We start from the raw sequence: 22,756 nt of genomic DNA, 5'->3' as shown, positions 1-22,756 counted from the left end.
TGGTGAATCTCATGTGGGTCTCGCAGGAATCGTGATGCCACCGGTCGGATCGCCTGTCCGGATTCGACCAGGCCCGGTGTGTCGGTTCGAGCGAGTATGCGGCGCGCGCACCGCAGCGGCAAATACGAGTCCGTCAGGCTCCCATGCAATAACCTGATAGGCCCGGCGGCAGCGATGCCATTTCGGCGTCGATCACCTCGATCATCCGCTCGGTGAACCGGTCCACCAGCACGTTGACGGGCCGATTACGGGCGAGCAGCAGATAGCTGACGAACGGAATCTGCGGCTGAAACGGCCGAACCACCACTTCGCCGGCATGCTCGCGCGCGACCAGCGGGTTGACGATGCCCACGCCGAGCCCGAGACCCACCAGCTTGCAGATGGTGGCGCCGTAGGGCGTCTCGAAATGCATCACGCGCTGGTCATCGCCGGCAAAGGCGGCGTCGACGGCGGCGCGCAGGCCATCGCCGTGGCTCATCGAGATGAACGATTCGCCGGCCAGGTCCGCGGGCGTGATGACTTCCCGTTCGGCGAGCCGGTGCCCGGGCGGCACCACGCAGCATCCGGCGAGCTGCGCGATGGGCTGGGACTCGGTCACGGCGGCCGGCGGCAGGAAGGACACCAGTCCCAAGTCGCAGTAGCGGCTGCCGACGCGGTCGGCGACCAGCTGCGTGCTGCCGGTCTCCATCGCGACGTTGACGTCGGGAAATTCGGCATGAAAACGCTGCAGCACCAGCGGCAGCACCGTCATCGCCAGCGATGGCACCGCGGCAATGCGCAGCCGGCCCTTGCCGAACTGGCGAATATTGCGGGCGGCGTCCTTCAACGCCTCGAGGCCGACGAACGCGCGCTCCACCTCGCGCAGGAACGCCAATCCCTCCTCGGTCGGCGTCAGCCGGCCGGCATTGCGCGCGAACAGCGTCAGCCCGGTGGAGTGCTCGAGCTGCGCAATCATCCGGCTGATATTGGGCTGGGAGGTATAGAGTTCGGCCGCTGCCGCGGTCATCGAGCCGGAGCGCATCACGGCCTGGAACGCACTGATTTCCTTGAACTTCATGCCAGGTACGGACTTCGATCGGGGGACGCAGAACGGAAAGACATGCCGCGCTCGTGGCGCGCGGCCGCCCCGATGGTATAACAAATCCGTATATCCGGTTCCAATAGCCGAGCCTTCCGGTATGGCGCCCCGAGCCGGCCGGTTCGCTTGCGTTCCCTGTGCCGAGCGGAGCCGGCACCGACTGTCTGCCGGCTCAGTGATGCAGCAGCGGATAGGCCACCAGACCGATCACGGCGGCACCGAAGACGACCACCGGTTCGGTCAGCCTTTTGAATTTGAGCAGCAAGGCGATGGTGATCAGCGCCACCAGGGCGGTGGGCACATCGACGATCGAACGCTTGGCCAGCACGATCACCGCCCCCGAAATGGCGCCGATCGCCGCCGCGGTCACGCCGTCGACGAAGGCGAGGATACCGGGCAACTTGCCGTATTTCTTGAAGTACGGCGCCGGCACGATGGTGAACAGGTAGCACGGCAGGAAGGTGGCGACCGCGGCCACGCACGCGCCGGGCAGTCCGGCAATCAGATAGCCGATAAAGCCGACCGTGATGACGACGGGGCCCGGCGTGATCATCGCCACGGCCACCGCGTCGACGAACTGCCTCTCGTTGAGCCACTGGTGTTCGGTCACCACGCCGCCGTACAGGAACGGCACGATGGCCAGCCCCGAGCCGAACACAAAGGCGCCGGCCTTCGCAAAGAACAGCCCGATCTGCGTCAGCAGCGGCCAATCGATCGCGCTCAGCAAGCCGCCCGAGGCAGCAATCGGCGCCGCGGCTGCCGCGTTCAGCCGGTTGGGAAGCCATCGGGGCGGCGCGCGCCAGAACCACACCAGAATGCCTGCGGCCAGGAACAACCACGCCATCTCCGACTCGGTGATCACCGTCACCGCCGCCAGCACCAGGTAGACGGCCCACAGCAACCTGTCCTTGCCGACGCTCTTGCTGGTGAGCTTGTACGCACTGATGGCAATGATGCCGATCACGGCCGCGCTGACGCCGTAGAACACGGACTGCATCCACGTCAGGCCGCCGAAGCGGACGTAGGCCCAGCCCAACGCCACCACCATCAGGAACGACGGCAGCACGAAGGCGATGCCGATCAGCGTCGCCCCCACGATGCGGTAGTGCACGTAGCCGAGATAGATCGCCAATTGCGCGGCCAGCGGCCCCGGCGCCAGTTGTGCCAGCGCCAAGCCCTCCTTGTAGTCGGCCTCGCCAATCCATTGCCTGGATTCGACCAGATCGCGGTGCATATAGCCGGCCAGCGCTACCGGTCCTCCGAAGCCCAGCGTGCCAAGGCGCAGGAAATACAGCACCAGTTGCCGCAGGGTGTAGCCGGGCCGGCTGGCGCCCGGTGTGGCATCGATCGATGCGGGCGGGGTCTTCGGCGGTTGCTGATGCGAGGTCATGGTTGGCGATCGGCCCCGGAGGTGGCATACCGCGAGCATATGCAGGCCGATCGATCGCGGCAACACCGTAGAAACCGCCATGGCGGCCCTCGCCGGGGCATGCGGGCGGATCGGGCCGCTCAGGCTGATCCTCCTTCCCTGCGCTATACTCGCTCCCCATGGATACGAAGCCCAATAGAAGCCCAATATGAAGGCCTGCGCGAGGCACAACACGCCTTCCCGGCAATATTGGTGGCGCGCCTGACCCAGGCGGCCCGTTTCCACACGTACCTCGAAAACGCGATGCCGCCAGCCTGCTGGCGGCATTTTCGTATCTGCGCACAGTGGCTGGTGGTGTCGACAACCGGAACACCATCGAATGACCACGACTTCCCGACCTGTCATCCTGACCGGCGACCGCACCACCGGTCCGCTTCACCTCGGCCACTACATCGGCTCGTTGCGCTCGCGCGTGCAGCTCCAGCACGAAGCGAAGCAGTTCCTGCTGCTCGCCGATACGCAGGCGATGACCGACAACGTCGGCCGCCACCAGAAGGTCACCGAGAACGTCGTCGAGGTCGCGCTCGACTATCTCGCCGTCGGCATCGATCCCGACAAGTCCACCATCGTGATCCAGTCGCAGGTGCCCGAGCTGGCCGAACTGACGCAATACCTGCTGAACCTGGTGACGGTCTCCCGCCTCGAGCGCAATCCGACCATCAAGGAAGAAATCCGGCTGCGCGGCTTCGAGCGCGACATCCCTGCCGGCTTTCTGACCTATCCAGTGAGCCAGGCCGCCGATATCACCGCCTTCAAGGCGACCCTCGTGCCGGTCGGGGACGACCAGCAGCCGATGATCGAGCAGACCAACGAGCTGGTACGCCGCTTCAACCAGACGGTCGGACGCGACGTGCTGGTCGAATGCCGGGCGGTGCTGTCGCAGGTGCCGCGGCTGCCCGGCATCGACGGCAAGGCGAAGATGAGCAAGTCGCTCGGCAACGCCATCACGCTCGGTGCCACGCCTGACGAGATTTCCAAGGCGGTCCACGCGATGTACACCGACCCGAATCATCTGCGGGTCAGCGATCCGGGCCAGGTCGAGGGCAATGTCGTGTTCCTGTTCCTCGACGCGTTCGATCCGGATACCGTCGCCGTCGAAGAGATGAAGGCCCACTATCGCCGTGGCGGCCTCGGCGACAGCGTCGTCAAACGCCGGCTCGACGAGCGCCTGCAGGCGCTGATCGCGCCGATCCGCGAGCGGCGCCGCGAGTTCGAGCGCGACCGCGCGGGCGTGCTGGACATCCTGCGGCAAGGCACCATGCGCGCGCGGGAAACCGCCGGCGCGACGCTCGCCGAGGTCAAGGGCGCGTTGGGGCTGAACTACTTCGGCAGTTGAACCCCCTGCTCGGCGGCGCGCCGATGCTCACCTCGACCGGGCCGTTGCCTCGCGCTGCAACCACTCGCGGAACGCCACCAGCCGCGGCAGGTTCGCGGATTCGGTGCGATAGACGACGTAGTACGCCAGCGCCGACGGAAACGTCGTCTTCGGGAACAGCCGTACCAGGCGTCCGGCCGCGACATCGTCATGCGCCATCACGCTGCGGGCCAGCGCCACGCCCTGCCCGTCGATCGCTGCCTGCAGCACGGCAGCGGAGTTGTTGATCTTCAAGCCGCGCGTGGTTGGCACGTCGGTCACGCCTGCCTTGCGCAGCCACACCTCCCACGATGGAAATCCCGCGTGGCCGTCCATCGACAGATCGTGGATCAGGGTCTGCCGCGCCAGATCGCCGGGCTCGCGCGGAGCCCGGCGCCGACGCAGCAGTTCAGGGGAGCAGACCGGATAGACCTCCTCATCCATCAGCTTGTCAGCCACCAGTCCTGGCCAGCTGCCGCCGCCATAGCGCACGCCGATATCGATGCGCTGCGCGACGAAATCGACCGGCTTCAGACTGGTCTCCAGCCGCACATCGGTGTCCGGGCAGGCGGCCTGGAAGCGATCGAGCCGTGGCAGCAGCCACTTGGCGGCAAAGGCCGGGCTGACGGTCACGGTCAGCACCCCGCTGATCGCGCCCTCCTTCAGCCGCTCCAGACCTAACGCCAGCCGGTCCAGCCCCGCGCGGATGTCCGGCAATGCCCGCTCGGCCGCATCGGTGGGCATCAGGCGAGCGCGCCCGCTGCTGCCGCGCAGGAACAGAGGCGTTCCCAGCCACTCCTCCAGCGTGCGCACCAGTTGGCCCACCGCGGCGGGCGTGACGTGCAGTTCCTCCGCCGCAGCCGAGAAGCTGCGATGGCGGGCGCTGGCCTCGAAGGCGCGCAACGCGTTCAGATGAACGAGTGACTTCATGTCGGCAAAGTTTTTCTTTCGATGCCGCACACTTTATCTCGTTTGCCGCTCGCGCGAAATCGGCCAAGAATTCGCTTCAGCTCAGCCCGGCGGCAGGCGCCCCCGCGGGGGCTGCGAGCCAGCCGGCTCGATAGCTTTTCTTGGAGATCCCAGAATGGACAAGCAATTCAACGGCAGGAAGCTGCTGGTGGTCGGCGGCACCAGCGGCATGGGCCTGCAGACGGCTCGCATGGTCCTCGCCGGCGGCGGCAGCGCAGTCATCGTCGGCCACCGGCCCGAGAAGACCGAAGACGCGCGCAAGGAACTGGCGGCGCTCGGCCCCGTGTCCGCGCTGACGGCGGACCTGACCAGCGACGAAGGCCTCGCCACGCTGCTGCGGGCGATCGACGAGCAGCACGCCGATGTCGATCTGCTGGTCAATGCGGCCGGCGTATTCTTCCCCAAGCCCTTCCTCGAACATCGGGAAGCGGACTACGACCAGTACATGAAGCTGAACAAGGCGTTCTTCTTCATCACGCAGAAGGTCACGGCCAATCTGGTTGCCGCCGAACGTCCCGGCGCCATCGTCAATATCGGCTCGATGTGGGCAAAGCAGGCGATCGCCGCCACGCCGTCGTCGGCGTACTCGATGGCCAAGGCCGGCCTGCACTCGCTGACGCAGCACCTGGCCATGGAGCTGGCGCCCAACGGCATTCGCGTCAATGCGGTGTCGCCCGCGGTGGTGCAGACGCCGATCTACGAAGGTTTCATCCCGAAGGCCGAGGTCCACAGCGCGCTGCAGGGCTTCAACGGCTTCCACCCGATCGGCCGCGTCGGCACGCCGCAGGATGTCGCCGAGGTGATCGCCTTCCTGCTGTCGGACAAGGCCGGCTGGGTCACCGGCGCAATCTGGGACGTCGACGGCGGCGTGATGGCCGGGCGCAACTGATCCACGACAGCACGCCGACCCGCGCCTCTGCCGGGACCGCTGCAGCCTACTTGACCACGAACCGCACGGTCACCGTCTTGCCGTCGGCGAAGGTGACCTTTGCCACGGCCTTGGCACCGCGCGCGAGCGCAATCTTGTCGGCGGCCACCAGCACGTTGTCCTGCGCCGGCTGGAGCGTGGTTTCGCTCTTGCTCGCGCCATCGAGCACCGTCAGCTTGCCGCTCGCCCCGGCCACGGCCTTCTTGCGGCCGTGATCGTCGACATGAAGGCTGACCCTGCCGTCCTTTTCCACCAGTTCGAACTGCAGGTCACTGGCCGTCTGGACGATGCCGCCATACTGGGCCGGTGTCGCGCCGTGGGCGATCACGGCACCGGACAGCGTGCCGAGCGAGATGCCGATGGCGGCCAGTGCCGCGCCAATGCGTGGGTTCATGCCGTTCTCCTGAAAAAGAATGACCGGCGACGCGCGCGCGCCGTCGTGTCGTGTCAAAACGCTTCCGTTCCCGCCTGGGCAACCAGACGATCGATCGGTTCCCGCCCGAACAACCAGACCGCCAGCGGCGTCAACACCGTGTCGAGCAGCGTCGAGCTGATCAGGCCGCCAAAAATCACCACCGCCACCGGATGCAGGATCTCCTTGCCCGGCGCATCGTCCGCAAGCAGCAGCGGCGTCAGCGCGAACGCGGCGACCAGCGCGGTCATCAGCACTGGCGTCAGCCGTTCCAGCGAGCCGCGGACGATCATCGGCATGCCGAACGGCTCGCCTTCGAGGCGGCACAGATTGATGTAGTGGCTGACCTTCAGGATGCCGTTTCGGCTCGCGATGCCGGTCAGCGTGATGAAGCCGACCATCGAGGCCACCGATAGCGCGAGCCCGGTCGCCCATATCGCGACGACGCTGCCGATCAGCGCGAACGGGATATTGGCCATCACGATCAGCGACAGCCGGTGCGAGCGGTAACGCGAATACAGCACCAGATAGATCAGCGCCAGCGACATCGCGGCCAGCAGCGCGATCAGCCGGGTTGCCTGCTCTTGCGCCTGGAACTGTCCCTCGATGCCGACGAAGTACCCGCCGGGCAGGCTCGCGCCCGTGACGGCACCCCGCACGCCCTCGATCACGCGGCCCATGTCGGTGCCGTCGGTGTTTGCATAGACGACGATGCGCCGCCGGCCGTTCTCGCGGCCGATCTGATTGGGACCATCGCCCTGCTCCACCGATGCGATGGCAGCAAGCGGTATCGGTCCGCGCGGCGACTGCAGCATGACACGGGCCAGGTCCTGTGGCGTGCGCCCGGTATCGGGCAGGCGCACGACCACATCGTGGCGCCTGACGCCATCGATCAGCTGGCCGACGCGCGTGCCCTCGGACAGCGTCTGCATCGCGGCGAGCGCGTCGCCGGGCGTGATCCCATACTGGGCCGCCTTGCGATGGTCGAGCCGGACATTGACCTGCGGAATCAATACCTGCCGCTCGACCGTGATGTCGACCAGACCGGGCACCCGCGACAGGCGGGCTCGAATCGACTCCGCGACGCCGCGCAACGTATCGACGTCGTCACCATGGATCTTCAGCGCGATCTGCGCGCGCACGCCCGACAGCAGATGGTCCAGCCGGTGCGAGATCGGCTGGCCGATCGCGACCGACGCCGGCAGCGAGGCGAGCTGCGTCCGAATGGCCGCCATCACCTGCTCGCGGCCCCGCGCGGACGGCTTCAGGTCGACATCGATCTCGGACGAGTGCACCCCCTCGGCATGCTCGTCCAGTTCGGCGCGCCCGGTCCGACGGCCCACCTGCGCGACCTCCGGCACCTGCCGGATCAGCGCTTCCGCCAGTGCTCCCATGCGGTTCGCCTCGGCCAGCGAGGTGCCCGGATGGAACATCAGCGACAGCACCAGCGAGCGCTCGTTGAACGGCGGCAGGAACGCACGCGGCATCCACGGCACCGACGCCGCCGCGATCACGGCGACGATGCCGGCCGCCGCCAGCACGGCGCGCGCGCGGGGCAACGACCACTCGAGCACGCGCGAGTCCAGCGCCTTGAGCCAGCGCACCAGCGGACTGTCCGGCCGCTCCAGCCGCTTGATGCCGGGCAGCAGGTAATACGACAGCACCGGCGTGACGGTCATCGACACCAGCATCGAGGCCAGGATCGACACGATATAGGCGACGCCCAGCGGCGCGAACAGCCGGCCCTCGATGCCCGGCAATGCGAACAGCGGCACGAACACCAGCACCACGATCAGCGTCGCGTAGACGATGCCGGATCGCACCTCCACCGAGGCGCGCCAGATCACCTCCAGCACCGAGGGCGGATCGTTCGCCCGCTCGCGCTGCCGAAGCCGGCGCAGGATGTTCTCGACGTCGACCACCGCATCGTCCACCAGTTCGCCGATGGCGATGGCCAGTCCGCCCAGCGTCATCACATTGATCGACTGGCCCAGCAGATGGAACGCCAGGGCGGTCACCGCCAGCGACAGCGGAATCGCGATCAGCGAAATGGCCGTCGTGCGTGCGCTCAACAGAAAGGCGAACAGCACGATGGCGACCATGATCGCGCCATCGCGCAGCGCCTCCACCACGTTGCCGATCGATGCCTCGATGAAGTCGGCCTGACGGAACAGCACGCGCGGCGCCTCCAACCCCTTCGGCATGCCGGGCCTGAGCTCGGACAACGCCGCTTCCAGTTGGCGCGTCAGCTTGACGGTGTCGGCGGCCGGTTGCTTCTGCACGCTGACGATCACCGCGGGCTTGCCGTTGAAACCCGCGTCGCCGCGCTTGACCGCCGCCGCGTACCGAACCGTGGCAACCTGCTGCAGCAGCACCGGCGCACCGTCCCGGTAGGCCACCGCGAGGCCGGCCACATCGTCCACGCGCGTGGTACGGCCCAGATTGCGGATCAGGTATTCCTGGCCATTCAAGTCGAGGAAACCGCCGCTGCTGTTGGCGGCGAAGTCGCGCAAGGCGTCGGTCAGCTGGCGAAGCGATACCTCGAACTGCGCCATCCTGGCGGTGTCCGGCTCGACGCGCAGCTGCCGTACCTCGCCGCCGATCGGAATCACCTGCGACACGCCGGGGACCGACAGCAGGCGCGGCCGCAACACGAAATCGGCGTACTCGCGCGCCGCCATCGGGCTGACCGCCGCCGCATCGATCGGCAGCGCGATCAGCATGATCTCGCCCATGATCGACGAGACCGGTCCCATGATCGGCGTCAATCCGCCCGGCAATTGCTCGCGCACCAGCGCAAGCCGCTCCGATACGATCTGCCGGTTCCGGTACACGTCGCTGCCCCAATCGAACTCGGCATAGACGATTGACAGGCCAACGCCGGAAACCGAGCGCACCCGCGTCACACCGGGCATGCCGTTGAGCGCCGTTTCGATCGGGAACGACACCAGCAGCTCCACCTCCTGCGGCGCCATGCCGCCCGCTTCGGTGATGACGGTGACCAGCGGCTTGTCCAGGTCCGGGAACACATCGACCGGCGTACGCCCAGCCGTCACGGCGCCGCAGGCCATCAGGATTGCCGCCAGCGCCAATACGAGCAGGCGGTTGCCCAGGCTCGCCCGAACGATCCAGTCGAACATGTCCGCTCCTACCGGATCTGGTTGATCCAGGCCGCGCCTTGCACCACCACGCGGTTCTCCGGCGACAGGCCCTGGACCACCACGACTCGGCGGGCATCGAGGACGCGAACCTGTACCGGCTGCGCGATGAAGCGCTGCGTCCCGGACTTGACCCAGACGATCGTCTCGTTGTTCGTGCCGCGCACGACGGTCTCGCTCGGCAACGCGATGCCCTTGATGGTGTCGGTCAGATGGGCCACCACGGTGACGGGCTGGCCAACCGCCAGCGGCACGGCCGACCCGCCGGCGAGCCGGAACGTCAGCGGCACCGCGCCATTGCGCAGGCTGCGCCCCGCTCCGACGAACTGCAGGGCCCCGACGTCGACGTTGGCCAGCGCACCGTCCCGGATCCGCATGGCCAGCGATGCGTCGGCGCTTTGCGCCTCGATCAGCAGCCGCGCCGGATCGACGATCTCGTAGAGCACGTCCGATCCCTCGACGTACCGGCCGGCGATCACGTTGGCCGACGCGACGATGCCGGCGACCGGAGCGCGCAGCACATCGGTCCGATGCAGGCTGGCGGCCACCGCGGCGCGTTGGCCCGACAGGCTCTGGACCTCGGCCCGCGCGGCTTCGATGTCCTTGCGCGGAATGCTGTCGCGCAGCGATTCCAGGCGTTGCAGCCGTTGCCGCGCCAGCTTCAGGTTGGCCTCCAGGTTGGCGAACTGGGCCTGCTGATTGCCGATATCGAACGGCTCATGCTTGTGCCGCAACACCGCGAGCACCTGGCCCTTGCCGACGCGCTGGCCCAGCACCGGAAAGCCGCCCGCCGGCGCCTCGATCCAGCCGGGGTGGCCCGCCTGCAGGCGACCGCCGGCGTTCGGGTCGATCGCCACCGTGCCGTTGAGCTCGACGGCAAGCGGGTGATCGCCGGCCTGCGGCATCAGCGTACGGATGCCCATGCGCCGCTGCGCCAGCTTGGACACCTGCACGCTGCCATCCGGCAGCCGTGCCAGCCCTGCCGCCGACGGGCCGGCGACCGGTCCGTCGAGATGCTGGCCATCGGGCCCATGGGCGCCCGGCGCGGCAGAGGCCGGGCCAATGGCACCGATCAGCGCAACCAGCGCAACCAGTGCTACCCGTGCAATGCGCGCGAAGGCCACCGGCGTCCGGAACGAAGTCTTGTTCATCATCGGGTCGTCCTTGTCGCTTCACGCCGACGGATGGCGCGGGATCGGATGGTTCCGGCGGTTCCGTTGGAACCGCCGGATCGCCATGACGAGCGCGGCCGCGCCTGCCACGGCCAGCGCGGCCCAGCCGGCAACGGTCCAATCCATGTGATCGTGGTCGTCGCCCGTTGCGGCCACGGCAAGGCGACCCTCGATCAGGTCCGAATCGGTCCCCGTCATCAGCGTGAAGACCAGGGGATGCTCGCCGGGGCGGCGCAGGGCCGCGAGCAGCGCCGGATCGGTGAACGAAAAGTCGCCAAGGTCCGCGTGCAGTTTCGCCGTCGCCTTGACGTCGCCGGCTTCGACCTCCAGCGTGCCCTCCGTGACGGGCTCGTTGGTCGCGTAGCGATCGACCAGCACAGACAGCTCGTCGTCGAGCAGCGTACCGACCAGCTCGAACGTCTCGGTACTGGCCTCGACAGTGGGCGCAACGGCCACGTTTGCCTGGCCGGCCGGCGCATCCAGGTGTTGTCCGTCCGGACCATGCGCGCCGGGACCGGCCTGCGCGACGCCGCAGACCCATGCCAGCAGAACTAGAACGAGACAGCGGTTCATGGCAACACTCCAAGGGACTGGTTCAGTCGCGCGATGGCAAGGCCCCGACGCGCACGCTGGCGTGCGGCTTCGGCCTCGGCTTCCAGCGCCTGGTTTTGCGCGCGCAGCACTTCGGGCAGCCCGATCTCGCCGGCGTCGAAGGTCTTGCGCAGCAGCTGCGCCCGCTCGGCCAGCATCGCGCTGCGCTGCTCGGCCAGGGACAGCTGCTCGTCGGCCAGCGTCAGCGCCTGCCGCGCGGCATCCGTCTCGGACCGCACCACGCGTTCGGTTCGGTCGCGTTCGGCGATCGCCGTCGCGACGTCGGTGTGCGCCGCGGTTTCGCGCGGCAAATTGCGCGCGTCGGTCGCGAACGGGATGCGGACAAACACGCCGACGGTGTGGTCGGACGGCAAGCCGCCGCCGGCCGCATCGCGCCGGTAGGAGACGCCCACCTCCGGTGCGTCGCGCCGGGATTTCCGCAGGTAGCCCAGCTGCCGCTGCGCCCGCCGCAGCGCAGTGTCCGCCGCCGCCATTGCGGGATGGGTCATCGCGGCCTGCGGCGAAGCGGGCCGCTCTTCGTATCGCGAAGGCAGCGCCGCTACGCCGGTCAGCTGGAACAACTGCGTCGCCAGCTGGTTCAGCCGCGACTGTCCCTCGGTCACCAGCGCACGCGTGGCGAGCAGATCCTGGTCCGCCAGCAACAGATCCGTGCGGGCCAGGTCGCCGGCATCGACCCGGCGCGCCACATCGTCGCGCAGCGATGTCGCGACCGCCACGCGGCGGCGCAACACCTGCTGCTCGGCGGTGGCGGCCGCCAGTTCCCAGACACGCTCACGCAGGTCGCCGGCCAGCGCCAGTTGCGCCAGGCTTGCGCGGGCGTCGGCCTCTGCCATCTGCGCATCGGCCAGTTCGCCGCGCGCGGCACGCTGGCCCGGCATCCAGATCGGCACGCCAAGGGAGACCTCGCTCTCGCGCACGCCCCGGCGATCGGCCAGGCGATCACCGCGATGCCTCAGTTCGGCCACCGGCGGGCCGGCAATCCAGGCGTCGGCCTGCACGCGGCTGGCGGCCGCCTCCCCCCGCCGACCTTCGGCGGCCTGCAGCGCGACCGAATGCGCCCACGCGGCTTCGAACAGCGCGTGCAGGTCGGCGGGCGCGGCCTGGCCTGCCGGCGCCTGCGCACAGGCAATGCGCGTCAGCACGACGGCTGTCGCAATGAACAGCAATATCTTCTGCATGAAACACCCCAACGCAACGAAAGCGGAACGACGATGCGACGGGGTGCCGCGCCAGTGCCGGCGCGGCGCAGACATGGAACGAACGCTTCCCCGCCGTCAGGCGGCGGCGTGAGGCGGACGTAAAGGCGGACTGCTGAAGGGACTGGGAATGGGCCCAGGAAGGAATGACGGCGTCAGGTAGCGCGGCGGCACCAGCGGTACCGAAAACGCGAGGCCGACGGTGCCGTACAGGCCGGACGCGAAATCGAAGTCCAGCTGATGCGATGCCGAGGCCGTCGAGTCGTCCTCGTGCATCGCACCGTCCTCGTCGTGATGGTGCGGCACATGCTCGGCATGCGCGACCATGTGTTCGAGCATGGCCTCGGAGGCGTGCGCGAACTGCCGGTCCACCGCGGCCATGGCCTGCAGCGGCAGCAACAGCATCAGGAGGATGGCAACGACGCGCGACATGGCCGGGATTCTACCGGAATCGTGGCCGGCACCCTGGAATCGCGCCGGCGGCGCTGGCGGGATCACGGTGGCGAATCGTCGGCGGAAACGACGGAAAGCAGCCGCACCGCTGTCTCCTCGTCGAGATCGAGCCGGTACTTTGTCGCCAGGTAGCGCGCCAGATTGGCAATGCGGGACGGCGTCCGTCCCGCGGCCTGCAACTGCGCCCGGTAGGCCTCGACCTCGCAGGCCTGGCGATAGGCCTTCGACAGCAGATATCGCGGCCCGTGCGTGAACGGCCGGCGCCAGAACTGGCGCACATGAACCAGCTCATGCGCGATCAGCCCGGCCGACACGTCGGGGCGAAGCAGCACGATCGGGCCGAGACTGATGCCGTCGAAATGCCGGGGGACAAGCCAGCGGCTTTCAACCAGCAGGCACCTGGGGTCGCGCAACGCCTTCATCGGGACGATCTGCCTTGCATCAGCCTTGCATCAGCCTTGCGGGCCCGCCCCCGAATCGCGATCCAGCGCATCGCGGATCAGGGCGCGCCCCTTCGGCGGCGCTGCGAGGTACGCCAGGTACATGGAAGCGGCCAGCGCGAGCCCGGCCACGGCAAAGGCAATGAACGTCGTGCCGGCGATGCCGAGTTTTCCATCGGACATGTTGATCTCCAGTGAGTGAGCCAAAGCGGTCGTACAGCAGGGTAATCCATTGACGCCAAGCAAGCCTTGCGCCACCACTGGAATGCAGCGGCTGCCGTTGTACAGGCCGACGCGGGCGGTAAAGATTGCCCGCCCGCCGCAAAAACGGCGCTCGATTGTCGCCTGCGGCGGTGCCTCGCAGACAGCGCGATAATAGCCCCGCCATGCTGCCGAACACGCCCATCATTCCCTCCTTCGAATCCCCGATCGAACTGCTGACCGCCTGCCACGACAAGGTCCGCCGTTTTGCATCGCTGTGCGGCCGCCTTGCCGAACACACCGCCCGGCATGGTGCGGACGACCAGGCGCGCACCGCGGCAGCCGGCATCGTGCGGTACTTCACGATTGCCGCGCCCTTGCATCACGCCGATGAAGAAACGGATCTGTTCCCTGCCCTGCGCGCGCTCGGCGACGACGCGCTGACGGCCGCGATGCGGGCGCTGGAGGACGACCACGACGCGCTGGACGCGTTGTGGCATCAGGCCCGGCCGTGGCTGGAGGCAGTGCAGCAGGGCTCGGCCGGCGCCGCGCCGGAAGCCCTCGCGGAGTTCGCCGCGCGCTATCTGCGGCACGTCGAGCGAGAAGAGCGCGAGGTCTTTCCCTTTGCGACCCGCCTGCCCGAGCCGACGTTGCGGGCCATCGGCCAACGGATGGCGCAGCGCCGCGGCGCCTGAGGTGGCGTGGCGCCGCCACCCTCGACCGGGACAGGAACGGGTGGTGCGCACGTCGTCCGAGCGCCTTGCTTGCATGGTTTCCATGTTTCGAATATATTCGAAACATGGAAACCAATACCGCCCTCGAGGCCCTCTCCGCCCTCGCCCATTCCGTTCGGCTGGCCGTCTTCCGCATGCTGGTCCAGGCCGGTCCGGAAGGCCTGCCTGCCGGCCGGATCGCCGAGCTGATGGAAATGCCCGCCTCGTCGCTGTCCTTTCACCTGAAGGAACTGCATCGGGCCGGCCTGCTGCGCAGCCGGCAGGACGGCCGCTCGATCATCTACATGGCCCGCTACGAGACGATGAATGCGCTGCTCGGCTACCTGACGGAGAACTGCTGCGGCGGCAATCCGTGTTCCCCGGTGTCCGGTTGTTCCACCGTATCGGTGTCGTCGCCGCGCGTCGTGGAGCCGAAGGCATGACGGCGGCGGAACGAGCGGCGGAACAGACGGCGACGATATCGCCGGCCGGCGGCATCGGCTTTTTCGAGCGCTATCTGACGATCTGGGTCGCGCTGTGCATCGTGGCCGGGGTCCTGCTCGGCCAGTGGTTTCCCGGCGTGTTCCAGGCCATCGGTGCGATGGAAGTCGCGCAGGTCAACCTGCCGGTCGGGCTGCTGATCTGGGTGATGATCATCCCGATGCTGATCAAGATCGATTTCGGAGCAATGGGTCAGGTGGCGGGCCACTGGCGCGGCATCGGCGTGACGCTGTTCGTCAACTGGCTGGTCAAGCCGTTCTCGATGGCGCTGCTCGCGTGGATCTTCGTGCGGCATCTGTTTGCGCCGTGGCTTCCGGCCGAACAGCTGGACAGCTATGTGGCCGGCCTGATCCTGCTGGCGGCGGCGCCCTGCACCGCGATGGTCTTTGTCTGGTCGCAGCTGTGCAAGGGCGATCCGTATTTCACGCTGTCGCAGGTCGCCGTCAACGACGCCATCATGGTGGTGGCGTTCGCGCCGGTGGTCGCGCTGCTGCTCGGGCTGTCGTCGATCACGGTGCCGTGGGACACGCTGATCGTCTCGGTGGTGCTGTACATCGTGATCCCGGTGCTGATCGCGCAGGCGATCCGCAAGCTGCTGCTGGCGCGCGGCGAATCGACGTATCGGCGCGTGACCGGCGCGCTCGGCCCGTATTCGATCGCCGCGCTGCTGGCGACGCTGGTCTTGCTGTTCGGCTTCCAGGGCAAAGCGATCGTCGAACAGCCGTTGATCATCCTGCTGCTGGCCGTGCCGATCCTGATCCAGGTCGTGCTCAATTCCGGCCTGGCCTATTTCCTGAACCGCAAGCTGGGCGTGGCGCATTGCGTGGCCGGTCCGTCCGCCCTGATCGGCGCCAGCAACTTTTTCGAGCTGGCCGTCGCGACCGCGATCAGCCTGTTCGGCTTCGAATCCGGGGCGGCGCTGGCCACCGTGGTCGGCGTGCTGATCGAGGTGCCGATCATGCTGCTGGTCGTCGGCGTGGTCAATCGCTCGCAACGCTGGTACGAAGCCTCCTGAGAAACGCCCCGGATAAAAAACGTCATGTCCGCTGTCACGATCTATCACAACCCCGCCTGCGGTACGTCCCGCAACACGCTGGCAATGATTCGCAATGCCGGCATCGAACCCACGGTCATCGAGTACCTGAAGACGCCGCCCACGCGCGGCGAACTCGAAGGCATGATCCGGCAGGCCGGCCTGAGCGTGCGCGAAGCCATTCGCGAAAAGGGCACACCCTATGCCGAGCTCGGCCTCGACGATCCGTCGCTGACCGATGACCAGTTGCTCGACGCGATGCTGGCGAACCCGATCCTGATCAATCGGCCGTTCGTGGTCACCGAACTTGGCGTTCGGCTGTGCCGGCCGTCGGAACTGGTGCTAGACATCCTGCCCTCGCCGCAGCAAGGTCCGTTTGCCAAGGAGGACGGTGAGCTGGTCATCGACGCCCAGGGCCGGAGGGTCGGCCGATGAGCGCCGACCTGCCCAACGTCGTGCCGTCGCTGCTCGACATTCCCGACCCGCGCAAGCTGGAGCCGGCGAAGACCAGCACCCACCCGCCGCGCATCCTGCTGCTCTACGGCTCGCTGCGCGCCACTTCGTACAGCCGGCTGCTTACGCTGGAGGCCGAACGCATCCTCAAGCGCCTCGGCGCGGAAACGCGTGTGTTCGATCCGCACGCGCTGCCGATCGCGGACAGCGTGCCGGCGGACCACCCCAAGGTCGCCGAGCTGCGCAAGCTGTCCGAATGGTCGGAGGGCCAGGTCTGGTGCAGCCCCGAACGCCATGGCACGCTGACCGCTGTCTTCAAGAACCAAATCGACTGGCTGCCGCTGGAGAGCGGCGGCATTCGGCCGACCCAGGGCCGCACACTGGCGGTGATGCAGGTCTGCGGCGGCTCGCAGTCCTTCAACGCCGTCAATGCGCTGCGCGTGCTGGGCCGCTGGATGCGGATGGTCACGATTCCGAACCAGTCGTCGGTACCGAAGGCGTATCAGGAATTCGATGCGAGCGGCCGCATGAAGCCGTCGTCGTATTACGACCGCGTGGTCGACGTCATGGAAGAACTGATCAAGTTCACCTTGCTGACGCGCGACCGCTCCGACTATCTGACCGACCGCTACAGCGAGCGCAAGGAGGCCGCGCCGGCGGTCGCCACGACACTGACCGCCGCGGCGATGCGCCACGAGCAGGACGCCAAGGTCGGCGACACCGACGACGGCGAGGTGGAATAAGGCAGCCTTCTGCCGGAGCGAACACGCCGGCACGAGCGCCGACGGTAGATCCGGCCGCCTCAGTCCGGCCAGCGCGAGCCGAGGATGATGCTGCAGAGGTTGCCGCGCTGGAACTTCGGATCCTTGAACGCCAGTACATCGTCGTTGAAGGTGCCGAAGGTGGTATCGGGCCGGTGCTTCATGCCGTCATAAAACGCGTCGATGATGCCGTGCTTGAAGCCATGTCCGCGCGGGTGGGCCGCGATCACCGCTTCGCGCTCGTCGTCGCCGACATCTTCATACCCGCGCCCCGCCACATCCATTCCCGCCCCGGCCTGGATCAGCGCGATCTCGGGATGCCGTGGCTGCGCAGGAAGTCGCGCGCGGAATTGGCACCGTCGACTTCGAAACGCAGCTGGCTGTCCCGATAGCGCGAAGTCAGGCCGATATCGTGGAACATCGCCGCGACGTAGAGCAATTCCGGATCGAAACGGAGCTTCCGCCTTCGCCCCAGCAGGCTGCCCCAGAAATAGACCCGAGCGGAGTGGTGAAACAGCAGGTCGCTCTCGGTATCGCGAATCAGCTCGGCGGCTTCGCGGGCGAGCCTGCTGTCCGGAATCGCGATGCCTGCAATCTCGTCGGTGGCCACGGCGGTACTCCCAGAGATGGATCGGAAACGGCGGAACGAACCGGCTACTGCGCCAGCGCGGCCTGCGGCGTATTGCGGAAGCTGATCGCCATGCGGTTGTACAGGTTCATCACGCCGATCGCGATGGTCAGGTCGACCAGTTCGCGTTCGTCGAATACCGCGCGCGCGGCCTGGTAGTCCGCGTCCGGCACGCCGGTCTGCGCGACGCGCGTCACCGACTCCGCCCACGCCAGCGCGGCGCGCTCGCGCTCGTCGAACAGATCGCCGGCCTCGGCCCAGGCCTGCACCAGCGCGAGCTTTTCGACCTTGACGCCCTTCTTCAGCAGGTCGCGGGTATGCATGTCGAGACAGTAGGCGCAATTGTTGATCTGCGACACGCGCAGGTAGACCAGGTCGACCAGCACCGGCGACAGATCGGACTGCATCACATAGCCGTAGGCACCGCCCAGGGCCTTCATGCCGGCCGGGGCGATCTGGTTGTAGTCGAGACGCTTGCTCATTGCTTTGACTCCTTGGTGACAGAGGAATGGATCGGGGTAGTCAGCACCTTGTCCTCGGTGTCGACGACGAACACGGCCAGCAGCTTCGCCGGCTGCGTCGCACTGGCATTGCGGCTGACCGGATGGCGCGAGCCGGGCGACTCGCTGAAGCTCTGGCCCGCCCGGTAGACGCGCCTCGGGCCGTCGTTGACCTGCGACTCGATCGCGCCCGAGACGACGTAGGCGTAGATGAACGCCGAATCCGCATGCAGATGCGCGGGCGACGCGGCGCCGGGGGCGTAGTCCACCACCACCGCAACCAGCGACTTGCCGGGAATGTTGGAAATCGGCTGATTGAAGTTCTCGGTGACGGTTTCTCCGGCGCCATGGGCAAAGGCGGACACGCTCCAGACCACGGCGGCGGCGGCATACGTCGCGGCACAGGCGTGGCCAATCAAGGATCGGATATTCACGGGACACTCTCCAGATAAGTGTTCCCATTCTGGCCACGCGCTGGTACAAATAAAAGAACCAAGAATCATCTATTTCTATGTACTACGGCGATGTACCAGGGCGATGTGTTGCGTCCCGTACTTCGCGAAGTTGCCTGACCATGAGCCATCGATGACCCAGCCCCTGCATCTCGCCCTCGACCGGTCCGCCAGGACGCCGCTGGTCGATCAGATCCGCGACGGCATCGGCACCGCCATCGAAAACGGCGTGCTGGCGCCCGGCGCGCGGCTGCCGTCCTGGCAGGATCTGGCGACCCAGCTCGGCGTCGCACGCGGCACCGTCAAGGCCGCCTACGAGAAGCTGGCGGACGCGCAGCTCGTCGTTGCCTCTCGCGCCAACGGCACCCGGGTCGCCGACCGGCCCGCGCGGCGCGCCGGCGATGCCGACGAGCGGCCCGATCCCGGCTCGTTCATCGACAAGTATCTGGAGTTCATGGCGGGGCCGGCGATTTTCCAGATGGGCGTGCCAGCCCAGCAGAGCCTTCCGGCCAAGCTGTTCTCGCGGGTGCGTGCCCATGCCGCACGCGCCGAACTCGGCGCCGCCGCGCTCTACCCGGATCCGCGCGGCGAAGCGGCGTTGCGCCGCGAAATCGCCGCCTACCTGGCCATCGCGCGCGGCATTCAGTGTTCGCCGTCGCAGGTGCTGATCACCGGCGGATTCGCCGGCGGCCTCGGCCTGGCCTTGCGCGTGCTGGGCCTGGACGGGCGCAAGGTCTGGACCGAGGACCCTGGCTTTCCGTATACGCGCCGCGGCCTCGAACTGGCCGGCCTGTCGCCGGTACCGGTCCCGGTGGACGCCGACGGCATCGATGTCCACTACGGCGTCCAGCATGCGGCCGATGCGGCGGCGGCGGTGCTGACGCCCGGACAGCAGGCCCCGCTCGGCGGCACGCTGTCGCTGCCGCGGCGACTGCAGTTGCTCGATTGGGCCGCGGCGCAAGGCGCCTGGATCATCGAAGACGACTACCTCAGCGAGCTGCGGCTCGAGGGCCGTGCCGCGCCAGCACTGGCCTCGCTGGATCGTGCCGGACGGGTGATCCACATCGGCTCGTTCAGCAAGACCATCAGTCCAACCCTGCGACTGGGCTTTGTCGTCGCGCCGCCGTCGCTGGTGTCCCGCTTCACCGAGATCGCGGCCTGTCTCGCGCCGGCTCCGGCATCGTCGATCCAGCTTGCCACCGCCGAGTTCCTGCAGGACGGCCATTACCTGCGGCATCTGCGGCGCACCAAGCGGCTCTACGCATCGCAGCGCGACGGGCTGCTGGCCCATCTGCGACCGCGCGTCGGCGACGCGGCGGCCCCGACCGGACTGGCCGTGCTGCTGCGGCTGCCGGATGGCAGCGCCGATGTCGCGATCGCGAAGGAAACGGCGGCGTTCGGCATCGCGCCGTCGCCGCTGTCGGTCTGGTATGCGTCCCCGGCTCGCTCCCGGTCCGGTCTGCTGCTGGGCATCGCGACCGCGCCGCCGAAGCAGGTCGCGGCTGCCTGCGACCGTCTGCTGGCGGTGGTGGAGCGCTTCCGGCGCTAGTGCGATGGCACCGGCCCGCTGGCATCGACACCTACCATCGAGCAAGATAGAGGATAATTAGCCACTTTTGCAGTCGCGTTCGACGACGTATGTATAATTCCGGGCTTTCCGGTGCCGGCGGCGTCCATTCGCGTTGGCTGCGACGCCCTCATGGCCTTGCCCACTTCCCGCGGCATGGCGCGACGTCCGGCACGCATCGGATGACCCCACGGCAACGTCCGGCGCCCGCAGGCGCCGGCTCAAAGGTGCTCCCTACATGCGTCGACTTCCCGGAATGGCGCTCAGCCTGCTGCTGATCGTCTTTTTGCATTGCTTACCCGCCGCGGCGCCCGCGGCGTTTGGCGCGGACGAGCCGTCCCAGACCGAAGACAAGCCCGCCGCCCCGTTCTCCGCCGCCGCGGCCAGCGCGGAGCTCAAGCGGCTGCAGACCGAACAGGACCGCATCAAGCAGCAAGCGTCCAAGGACACCAGCGGCAACCAGTTGACAGAGCTCGACGACGCGGTGCACCGGTTGCTGGCCGACGTCGATACGCTGAGCGGCACGCTGGTGGCCGAGCGCGCCAAGGTACAGGCGCAGATCGATCTGCTGGGCCCGCCCCCGGCCGATGGCAGCGCATCGGAGGCGCCCGCGGTGGCCCGGCAGCGCGCCGAGCTGAACGGGCGCGCCAAGGCGCTCGACGATCAGTTGAAGAAGGCCGAAGAGGACAAGGAAAGCCTGGGCAATCTGGCCGAGCAGATCGCCAAGCTGCAGCGCGGCCATCTGAAGGACCAGGTCGCACTGCGCTCCAACAGCATCCTCAGCGGCGACTTCTGGATGCCGGCATTCGACCCGAGCCGCCAGGACCGGCAGCGCTTCGAGTCGCTGCGCTCGCTGGTCACGCCGATGGCGAAACAGGCCTGGGACGCCGAACACCGGACCGGTACGGTGATGCTGCTGGCGCTGGCCTTCGCGGTCTGGTCGCTGGGCCGCCGGCTGATCGAGCGCGGCATGGCATGGGTTTGCCTGCACAGGCTGCCGGAGCACCGGCTGCGGCGCAGCGCGCTGGCGCTGTCGACGGCGCTGGCCACGGTGCTGACGACCGCGCTGGCGGTGCGCGTCGTGCTGTTCGCCTTCACCCGCGACTACGAGCTGTCCGAGCCGATGCGCGACCTGGCCGACGAGCTGATCAAGCTGACCATGACCAGCGCGCTGATCGCCGGCCTGGGCCGCGCGCTGCTGTGCACGCGCCATCCGACCTGGCGCCTGCCGTCGCTGCACGACGACATCGCCCGCGCGCTGCGGCCCTTCCCCATCGTGCTGGCGGGCTTGCTGTTGCTGGCGGGCACCATCGAGCAGTTGAACCGAACCATCGATACCAGCGTCCAGGTCACGCTGTTCGGGCGCGGCCTGGTCTCGCTGGTGGTGACGCTGACGATCGGCGCCGCGCTGCTGCGGGCCAACCGCGTGCGCGCCGCGCTGGTCGCCGCCGGCGAGCGGCCGGGCAGCGGCTCGACGCTGACCGGCATCGTGCTGGCCGGGCTGACGGTCACCATCGTCGTGACGCTGGCCGCGCTGCTGACCGGCTATATCACCTTCGCGCGCTTCCTGACCTACGAGATCGTCTGGTTCGACATCGTGCTGTGCAGCCTGTATCTGCTGACCAAGCTGACGCGCGATGCCTGCGAGAGCCTGTTCTCGGTCAACTATTCGAGCGGCCGCATCATCAAGCAGCTGTTCGGGCTCGGCGACAGCCATCTGGACCAGGTGTCGACCGTGCTGTCGGGGCTCGGCTCGAGCCTGCTGTTGCTGCTGGCGGTGATCGCGCTGCTGACCGGCGGCTTTGGCACGACGCCCAAGGACCTGCTCGACAGCCTGCTGATGGTGCTGGGCGGCGAGAAGCTGCGGGCGATGAACATCATGCCCGAGCGCATCCTGAACGCGGTGATCGCCACCGGCGTCGGCGTCTATATCCTGCGTTCGGTGCGCCGCTGGCTCGATGCGGACCTGCTGCCCAAGACCGGCATGGAGCCGGGCATGCGGGCCTCGCTGGTGACGCTGTTCAGCAATATCGGCTACGTGCTGCTGGTGCTGATGACGCTGTCGCTGCTCGGCGTGCGCTGGGACAACCTGGCCTGGATCGTCAGCGCGCTGTCGGTCGGCATCGGCTTCGGCCTGCAGGAGATCGTCAAGAACTTCATCTCGGGGCTGATCCTGCTGACCGAGCGGCCGGTCAAGGTCGGCGACATGGTCAATATCGGGGGCGTCGAGGGCGATATCCGCCGCATCAGCGTGCGCGCCACCGAGATCCAGCTGGGCGACCGCTCGACCATGATCGTGCCGAACTCGCAGCTGATCTCGCAGAGCGTGCGCAACGTGACGATGAACAACAGCACGCTGGGCGTGGCCTCGCTGACGCTGACCTTCCCGCTGAACATCGATCCCGAGGAGGTCCGCGACATGCTGCTCGCCGCCTACGCCGACAACGAGACGATCCTCGACCATCCGGCGCCGTCGGTGACCTTCAGCCAGCTGGCGCCGAACGGCATCACGCTGACCGTGACCGGCTTCGTCTCCAGCCCGCGCATCGCCGGCGGCACCAAGAGCGATCTGCTGTTCGACATCCTGAAGCGGCTGCGCGCGGCGGAGATTCCGCTGACGCATCCGCAGACGCTGCGGCTGGTCAATTCGGAGGTGCTGGCGGCCTGATCGATGTCGGCTGCGCACCGGCGGCACTGCGGCGCAGGCCCCGTCCTCCAGCCGTTGTTTCCTGCCAGTTAGCCTTGT

The 22,756-nt window shown here is 67.7% G+C and carries 22 protein-coding genes and 1 pseudogene; 9 read left to right on the top strand and 14 right to left on the bottom strand.

Going from position 1 to position 22,756, the window contains the following annotated elements:
• Positions 1 to 133: 133 nt before the first annotated feature.
• The gene (locus FOB47_RS17025) at positions 134 to 1,057 is read right to left on the bottom strand and encodes a LysR substrate-binding domain-containing protein (RefSeq protein ID WP_174781628.1); all 924 of its coding nucleotides are present in this window, start codon (positions 1,055 to 1,057) and stop codon (positions 134 to 136) included.
• A 193-nt stretch (positions 1,058 to 1,250) separates the two neighbouring features.
• Complete coding sequence (locus tag FOB47_RS17020) at positions 1,251 to 2,468, bottom strand: chromate transporter (RefSeq protein WP_174781627.1); 1,218 nt, start codon at positions 2,466 to 2,468, stop codon at positions 1,251 to 1,253.
• 358 nt (positions 2,469 to 2,826) lie between these two features.
• Here FOB47_RS17020 and trpS point away from each other — a divergent pair, with 358 nt between their 5' ends.
• Entirely contained in the window at positions 2,827 to 3,843 is a 1,017-nt protein-coding gene (trpS, locus tag FOB47_RS17015) for a tryptophan--tRNA ligase (protein WP_174781626.1), read from the top strand.
• A gap of 27 nt (positions 3,844 to 3,870) precedes the next feature.
• Here trpS and gcvA read toward each other — a convergent pair whose 3' ends face one another.
• On the bottom strand, positions 3,871 to 4,791 hold the full coding sequence (gene gcvA, locus FOB47_RS17010; RefSeq protein WP_174781625.1) for a transcriptional regulator GcvA: 921 nt from the start codon (positions 4,789 to 4,791) through the stop codon (positions 3,871 to 3,873).
• Positions 4,792 to 4,945: 154 nt separating this feature from the next.
• Between gcvA and FOB47_RS17005 the strand changes: the two genes are divergently transcribed.
• Positions 4,946 to 5,719, top strand: coding sequence for an SDR family NAD(P)-dependent oxidoreductase (locus FOB47_RS17005; protein WP_174781624.1), 774 nt, complete (start codon positions 4,946 to 4,948; stop codon positions 5,717 to 5,719).
• A 46-nt stretch (positions 5,720 to 5,765) separates the two neighbouring features.
• Here the strand turns inward: FOB47_RS17005 and FOB47_RS17000 are convergent, their stop codons facing one another.
• From FOB47_RS17000 to FOB47_RS16965, 8 genes are all read right to left on the bottom strand, one after another.
• Positions 5,766 to 6,152, bottom strand: coding sequence for a hypothetical protein (locus FOB47_RS17000; RefSeq protein ID WP_174781623.1), 387 nt, complete (start codon positions 6,150 to 6,152; stop codon positions 5,766 to 5,768).
• A 53-nt stretch (positions 6,153 to 6,205) separates the two neighbouring features.
• Complete coding sequence (locus FOB47_RS16995) at positions 6,206 to 9,310, bottom strand: efflux RND transporter permease subunit (protein ID WP_174781622.1); 3,105 nt, start codon at positions 9,308 to 9,310, stop codon at positions 6,206 to 6,208.
• Between the two features lie 8 nt (positions 9,311 to 9,318).
• Positions 9,319 to 10,482, bottom strand: a complete 1,164-nt coding sequence (locus FOB47_RS16990; protein WP_174781621.1) for an efflux RND transporter periplasmic adaptor subunit — start codon at positions 10,480 to 10,482, stop codon at positions 9,319 to 9,321.
• Between the two features lie 18 nt (positions 10,483 to 10,500).
• A complete protein-coding gene (locus FOB47_RS16985; protein WP_174781620.1) occupies positions 10,501 to 11,073 on the bottom strand; it encodes a hypothetical protein in 573 nt (190 codons plus the stop codon).
• Positions 11,070 to 12,290 (bottom strand): TolC family protein, encoded by a 1,221-nt coding sequence (locus FOB47_RS16980; RefSeq protein WP_174781619.1) that lies wholly within the window; start codon positions 12,288 to 12,290, stop codon positions 11,070 to 11,072. The genes FOB47_RS16985 and FOB47_RS16980 overlap by 4 nt, the downstream gene beginning before the upstream one ends.
• Before the next feature lie 96 nt (positions 12,291 to 12,386).
• Positions 12,387 to 12,740 (bottom strand): hypothetical protein, encoded by a 354-nt coding sequence (locus FOB47_RS16975; protein ID WP_006578616.1) that lies wholly within the window; start codon positions 12,738 to 12,740, stop codon positions 12,387 to 12,389.
• 62 nt (positions 12,741 to 12,802) lie between these two features.
• The gene (locus tag FOB47_RS16970; RefSeq protein ID WP_174781618.1) at positions 12,803 to 13,183 is read right to left on the bottom strand and encodes a hypothetical protein; all 381 of its coding nucleotides are present in this window, start codon (positions 13,181 to 13,183) and stop codon (positions 12,803 to 12,805) included.
• A gap of 30 nt (positions 13,184 to 13,213) precedes the next feature.
• On the bottom strand, positions 13,214 to 13,384 hold the full coding sequence (locus FOB47_RS16965; protein ID WP_158507257.1) for a hypothetical protein: 171 nt from the start codon (positions 13,382 to 13,384) through the stop codon (positions 13,214 to 13,216).
• Between the two features lie 125 nt (positions 13,385 to 13,509).
• Between FOB47_RS16965 and FOB47_RS16960 the strand changes: the two genes are divergently transcribed.
• From FOB47_RS16960 to arsH, 5 genes are all read left to right on the top strand, one after another.
• Positions 13,510 to 14,097 carry a hemerythrin domain-containing protein gene (locus FOB47_RS16960; protein ID WP_244959446.1) on the top strand — a complete coding sequence of 196 codons (588 nt, stop codon included), beginning with the start codon at positions 13,510 to 13,512 and terminating at the stop codon, positions 14,095 to 14,097.
• A 104-nt stretch (positions 14,098 to 14,201) separates the two neighbouring features.
• Entirely contained in the window at positions 14,202 to 14,558 is a 357-nt protein-coding gene (locus tag FOB47_RS16955) for an ArsR/SmtB family transcription factor (protein WP_053821726.1), read from the top strand.
• Positions 14,555 to 15,631 (top strand): ACR3 family arsenite efflux transporter, encoded by a 1,077-nt coding sequence (gene arsB / locus FOB47_RS16950; protein ID WP_174781617.1) that lies wholly within the window; start codon positions 14,555 to 14,557, stop codon positions 15,629 to 15,631. Before FOB47_RS16955 ends, arsB begins: the two co-directional genes overlap by 4 nt.
• A 24-nt stretch (positions 15,632 to 15,655) precedes the next feature.
• Positions 15,656 to 16,084 (top strand): arsenate reductase (glutaredoxin), encoded by a 429-nt coding sequence (arsC, locus tag FOB47_RS16945; protein WP_053821724.1) that lies wholly within the window; start codon positions 15,656 to 15,658, stop codon positions 16,082 to 16,084.
• Positions 16,081 to 16,845 carry an arsenical resistance protein ArsH gene (gene arsH, locus FOB47_RS16940; protein ID WP_174781616.1) on the top strand — a complete coding sequence of 255 codons (765 nt, stop codon included), beginning with the start codon at positions 16,081 to 16,083 and terminating at the stop codon, positions 16,843 to 16,845. The genes arsC and arsH overlap by 4 nt, the downstream gene beginning before the upstream one ends.
• A 59-nt stretch (positions 16,846 to 16,904) precedes the next feature.
• Here the strand turns inward: arsH and FOB47_RS16935 are convergent.
• The 3 genes and pseudogenes from FOB47_RS16935 to FOB47_RS16925 all read right to left on the bottom strand — a co-directional run bounded on the left by FOB47_RS16935 (position 16,905) and on the right by FOB47_RS16925 (position 18,425).
• Positions 16,905 to 17,473: pseudogene (locus tag FOB47_RS16935) on the bottom strand (HD domain-containing protein).
• Positions 17,474 to 17,517: 44 nt separating this feature from the next.
• Positions 17,518 to 17,973: a carboxymuconolactone decarboxylase family protein gene (locus tag FOB47_RS16930; RefSeq protein ID WP_174781615.1), complete on the bottom strand. Its 456-nt coding sequence runs from the start codon at positions 17,971 to 17,973 to the stop codon at positions 17,518 to 17,520.
• Entirely contained in the window at positions 17,970 to 18,425 is a 456-nt protein-coding gene (locus tag FOB47_RS16925; protein ID WP_174781614.1) for a cupin domain-containing protein, read from the bottom strand. Before FOB47_RS16925 ends, FOB47_RS16930 begins: the two co-directional genes overlap by 4 nt.
• Before the next feature lie 151 nt (positions 18,426 to 18,576).
• Between FOB47_RS16925 and pdxR the strand changes: the two genes are divergently transcribed.
• Together pdxR and FOB47_RS16915 are read left to right on the top strand one after the other, a co-directional pair.
• Positions 18,577 to 19,992, top strand: a complete 1,416-nt coding sequence (pdxR, locus tag FOB47_RS16920) for a MocR-like pyridoxine biosynthesis transcription factor PdxR (protein ID WP_174781613.1) — start codon at positions 18,577 to 18,579, stop codon at positions 19,990 to 19,992.
• Positions 19,993 to 20,248: 256 nt separating this feature from the next.
• Entirely contained in the window at positions 20,249 to 22,678 is a 2,430-nt protein-coding gene (locus FOB47_RS16915) for a DUF3772 domain-containing protein (RefSeq protein ID WP_174781612.1), read from the top strand.
• Positions 22,679 to 22,756 lie beyond the last annotated feature (78 nt).

This window comes from Cupriavidus gilardii, assembly GCF_013347325.1.
GTDB classification, from domain to species: domain Bacteria; phylum Pseudomonadota; class Gammaproteobacteria; order Burkholderiales; family Burkholderiaceae; genus Cupriavidus; species Cupriavidus gilardii.
This window is presented reverse-complemented; position numbering and strand designations above follow the sequence as displayed.

Coding starts and splice junctions, on each gene's coding strand:
- FOB47_RS16980 (WP_174781619.1), bottom strand. CDS start 12,290: ATGCAGAAGATATTGCTGTTCATTGCGACAGCCGTCGTGCTGACGCGC.
- FOB47_RS16975 (WP_006578616.1), bottom strand. CDS start 12,740: ATGTCGCGCGTCGTTGCCATCCTCCTGATGCTGTTGCTGCCGCTGCAG.
- FOB47_RS16930 (WP_174781615.1), bottom strand. CDS start 17,973: ATGAGCAAGCGTCTCGACTACAACCAGATCGCCCCGGCCGGCATGAAG.
- arsH (WP_174781616.1), top strand. CDS start 16,081: ATGAGCGCCGACCTGCCCAACGTCGTGCCGTCGCTGCTCGACATTCCC.
- arsB (WP_174781617.1), top strand. CDS start 14,555: ATGACGGCGGCGGAACGAGCGGCGGAACAGACGGCGACGATATCGCCG.
- FOB47_RS16985 (WP_174781620.1), bottom strand. CDS start 11,073: ATGAACCGCTGTCTCGTTCTAGTTCTGCTGGCATGGGTCTGCGGCGTC.
- FOB47_RS17020 (WP_174781627.1), bottom strand. CDS start 2,468: ATGACCTCGCATCAGCAACCGCCGAAGACCCCGCCCGCATCGATCGAT.
- arsC (WP_053821724.1), top strand. CDS start 15,656: ATGTCCGCTGTCACGATCTATCACAACCCCGCCTGCGGTACGTCCCGC.
- pdxR (WP_174781613.1), top strand. CDS start 18,577: ATGACCCAGCCCCTGCATCTCGCCCTCGACCGGTCCGCCAGGACGCCG.
- FOB47_RS17000 (WP_174781623.1), bottom strand. CDS start 6,152: ATGAACCCACGCATTGGCGCGGCACTGGCCGCCATCGGCATCTCGCTC.
- trpS (WP_174781626.1), top strand. CDS start 2,827: ATGACCACGACTTCCCGACCTGTCATCCTGACCGGCGACCGCACCACC.
- FOB47_RS16970 (WP_174781618.1), bottom strand. CDS start 13,183: ATGAAGGCGTTGCGCGACCCCAGGTGCCTGCTGGTTGAAAGCCGCTGG.
- FOB47_RS16965 (WP_158507257.1), bottom strand. CDS start 13,384: ATGTCCGATGGAAAACTCGGCATCGCCGGCACGACGTTCATTGCCTTT.
- FOB47_RS16915 (WP_174781612.1), top strand. CDS start 20,249: ATGCGTCGACTTCCCGGAATGGCGCTCAGCCTGCTGCTGATCGTCTTT.
- FOB47_RS17005 (WP_174781624.1), top strand. CDS start 4,946: ATGGACAAGCAATTCAACGGCAGGAAGCTGCTGGTGGTCGGCGGCACC.
- FOB47_RS16990 (WP_174781621.1), bottom strand. CDS start 10,482: ATGATGAACAAGACTTCGTTCCGGACGCCGGTGGCCTTCGCGCGCATT.
- FOB47_RS17025 (WP_174781628.1), bottom strand. CDS start 1,057: ATGAAGTTCAAGGAAATCAGTGCGTTCCAGGCCGTGATGCGCTCCGGC.
- FOB47_RS16995 (WP_174781622.1), bottom strand. CDS start 9,310: ATGTTCGACTGGATCGTTCGGGCGAGCCTGGGCAACCGCCTGCTCGTA.
- gcvA (WP_174781625.1), bottom strand. CDS start 4,791: ATGAAGTCACTCGTTCATCTGAACGCGTTGCGCGCCTTCGAGGCCAGC.
- FOB47_RS16955 (WP_053821726.1), top strand. CDS start 14,202: ATGGAAACCAATACCGCCCTCGAGGCCCTCTCCGCCCTCGCCCATTCC.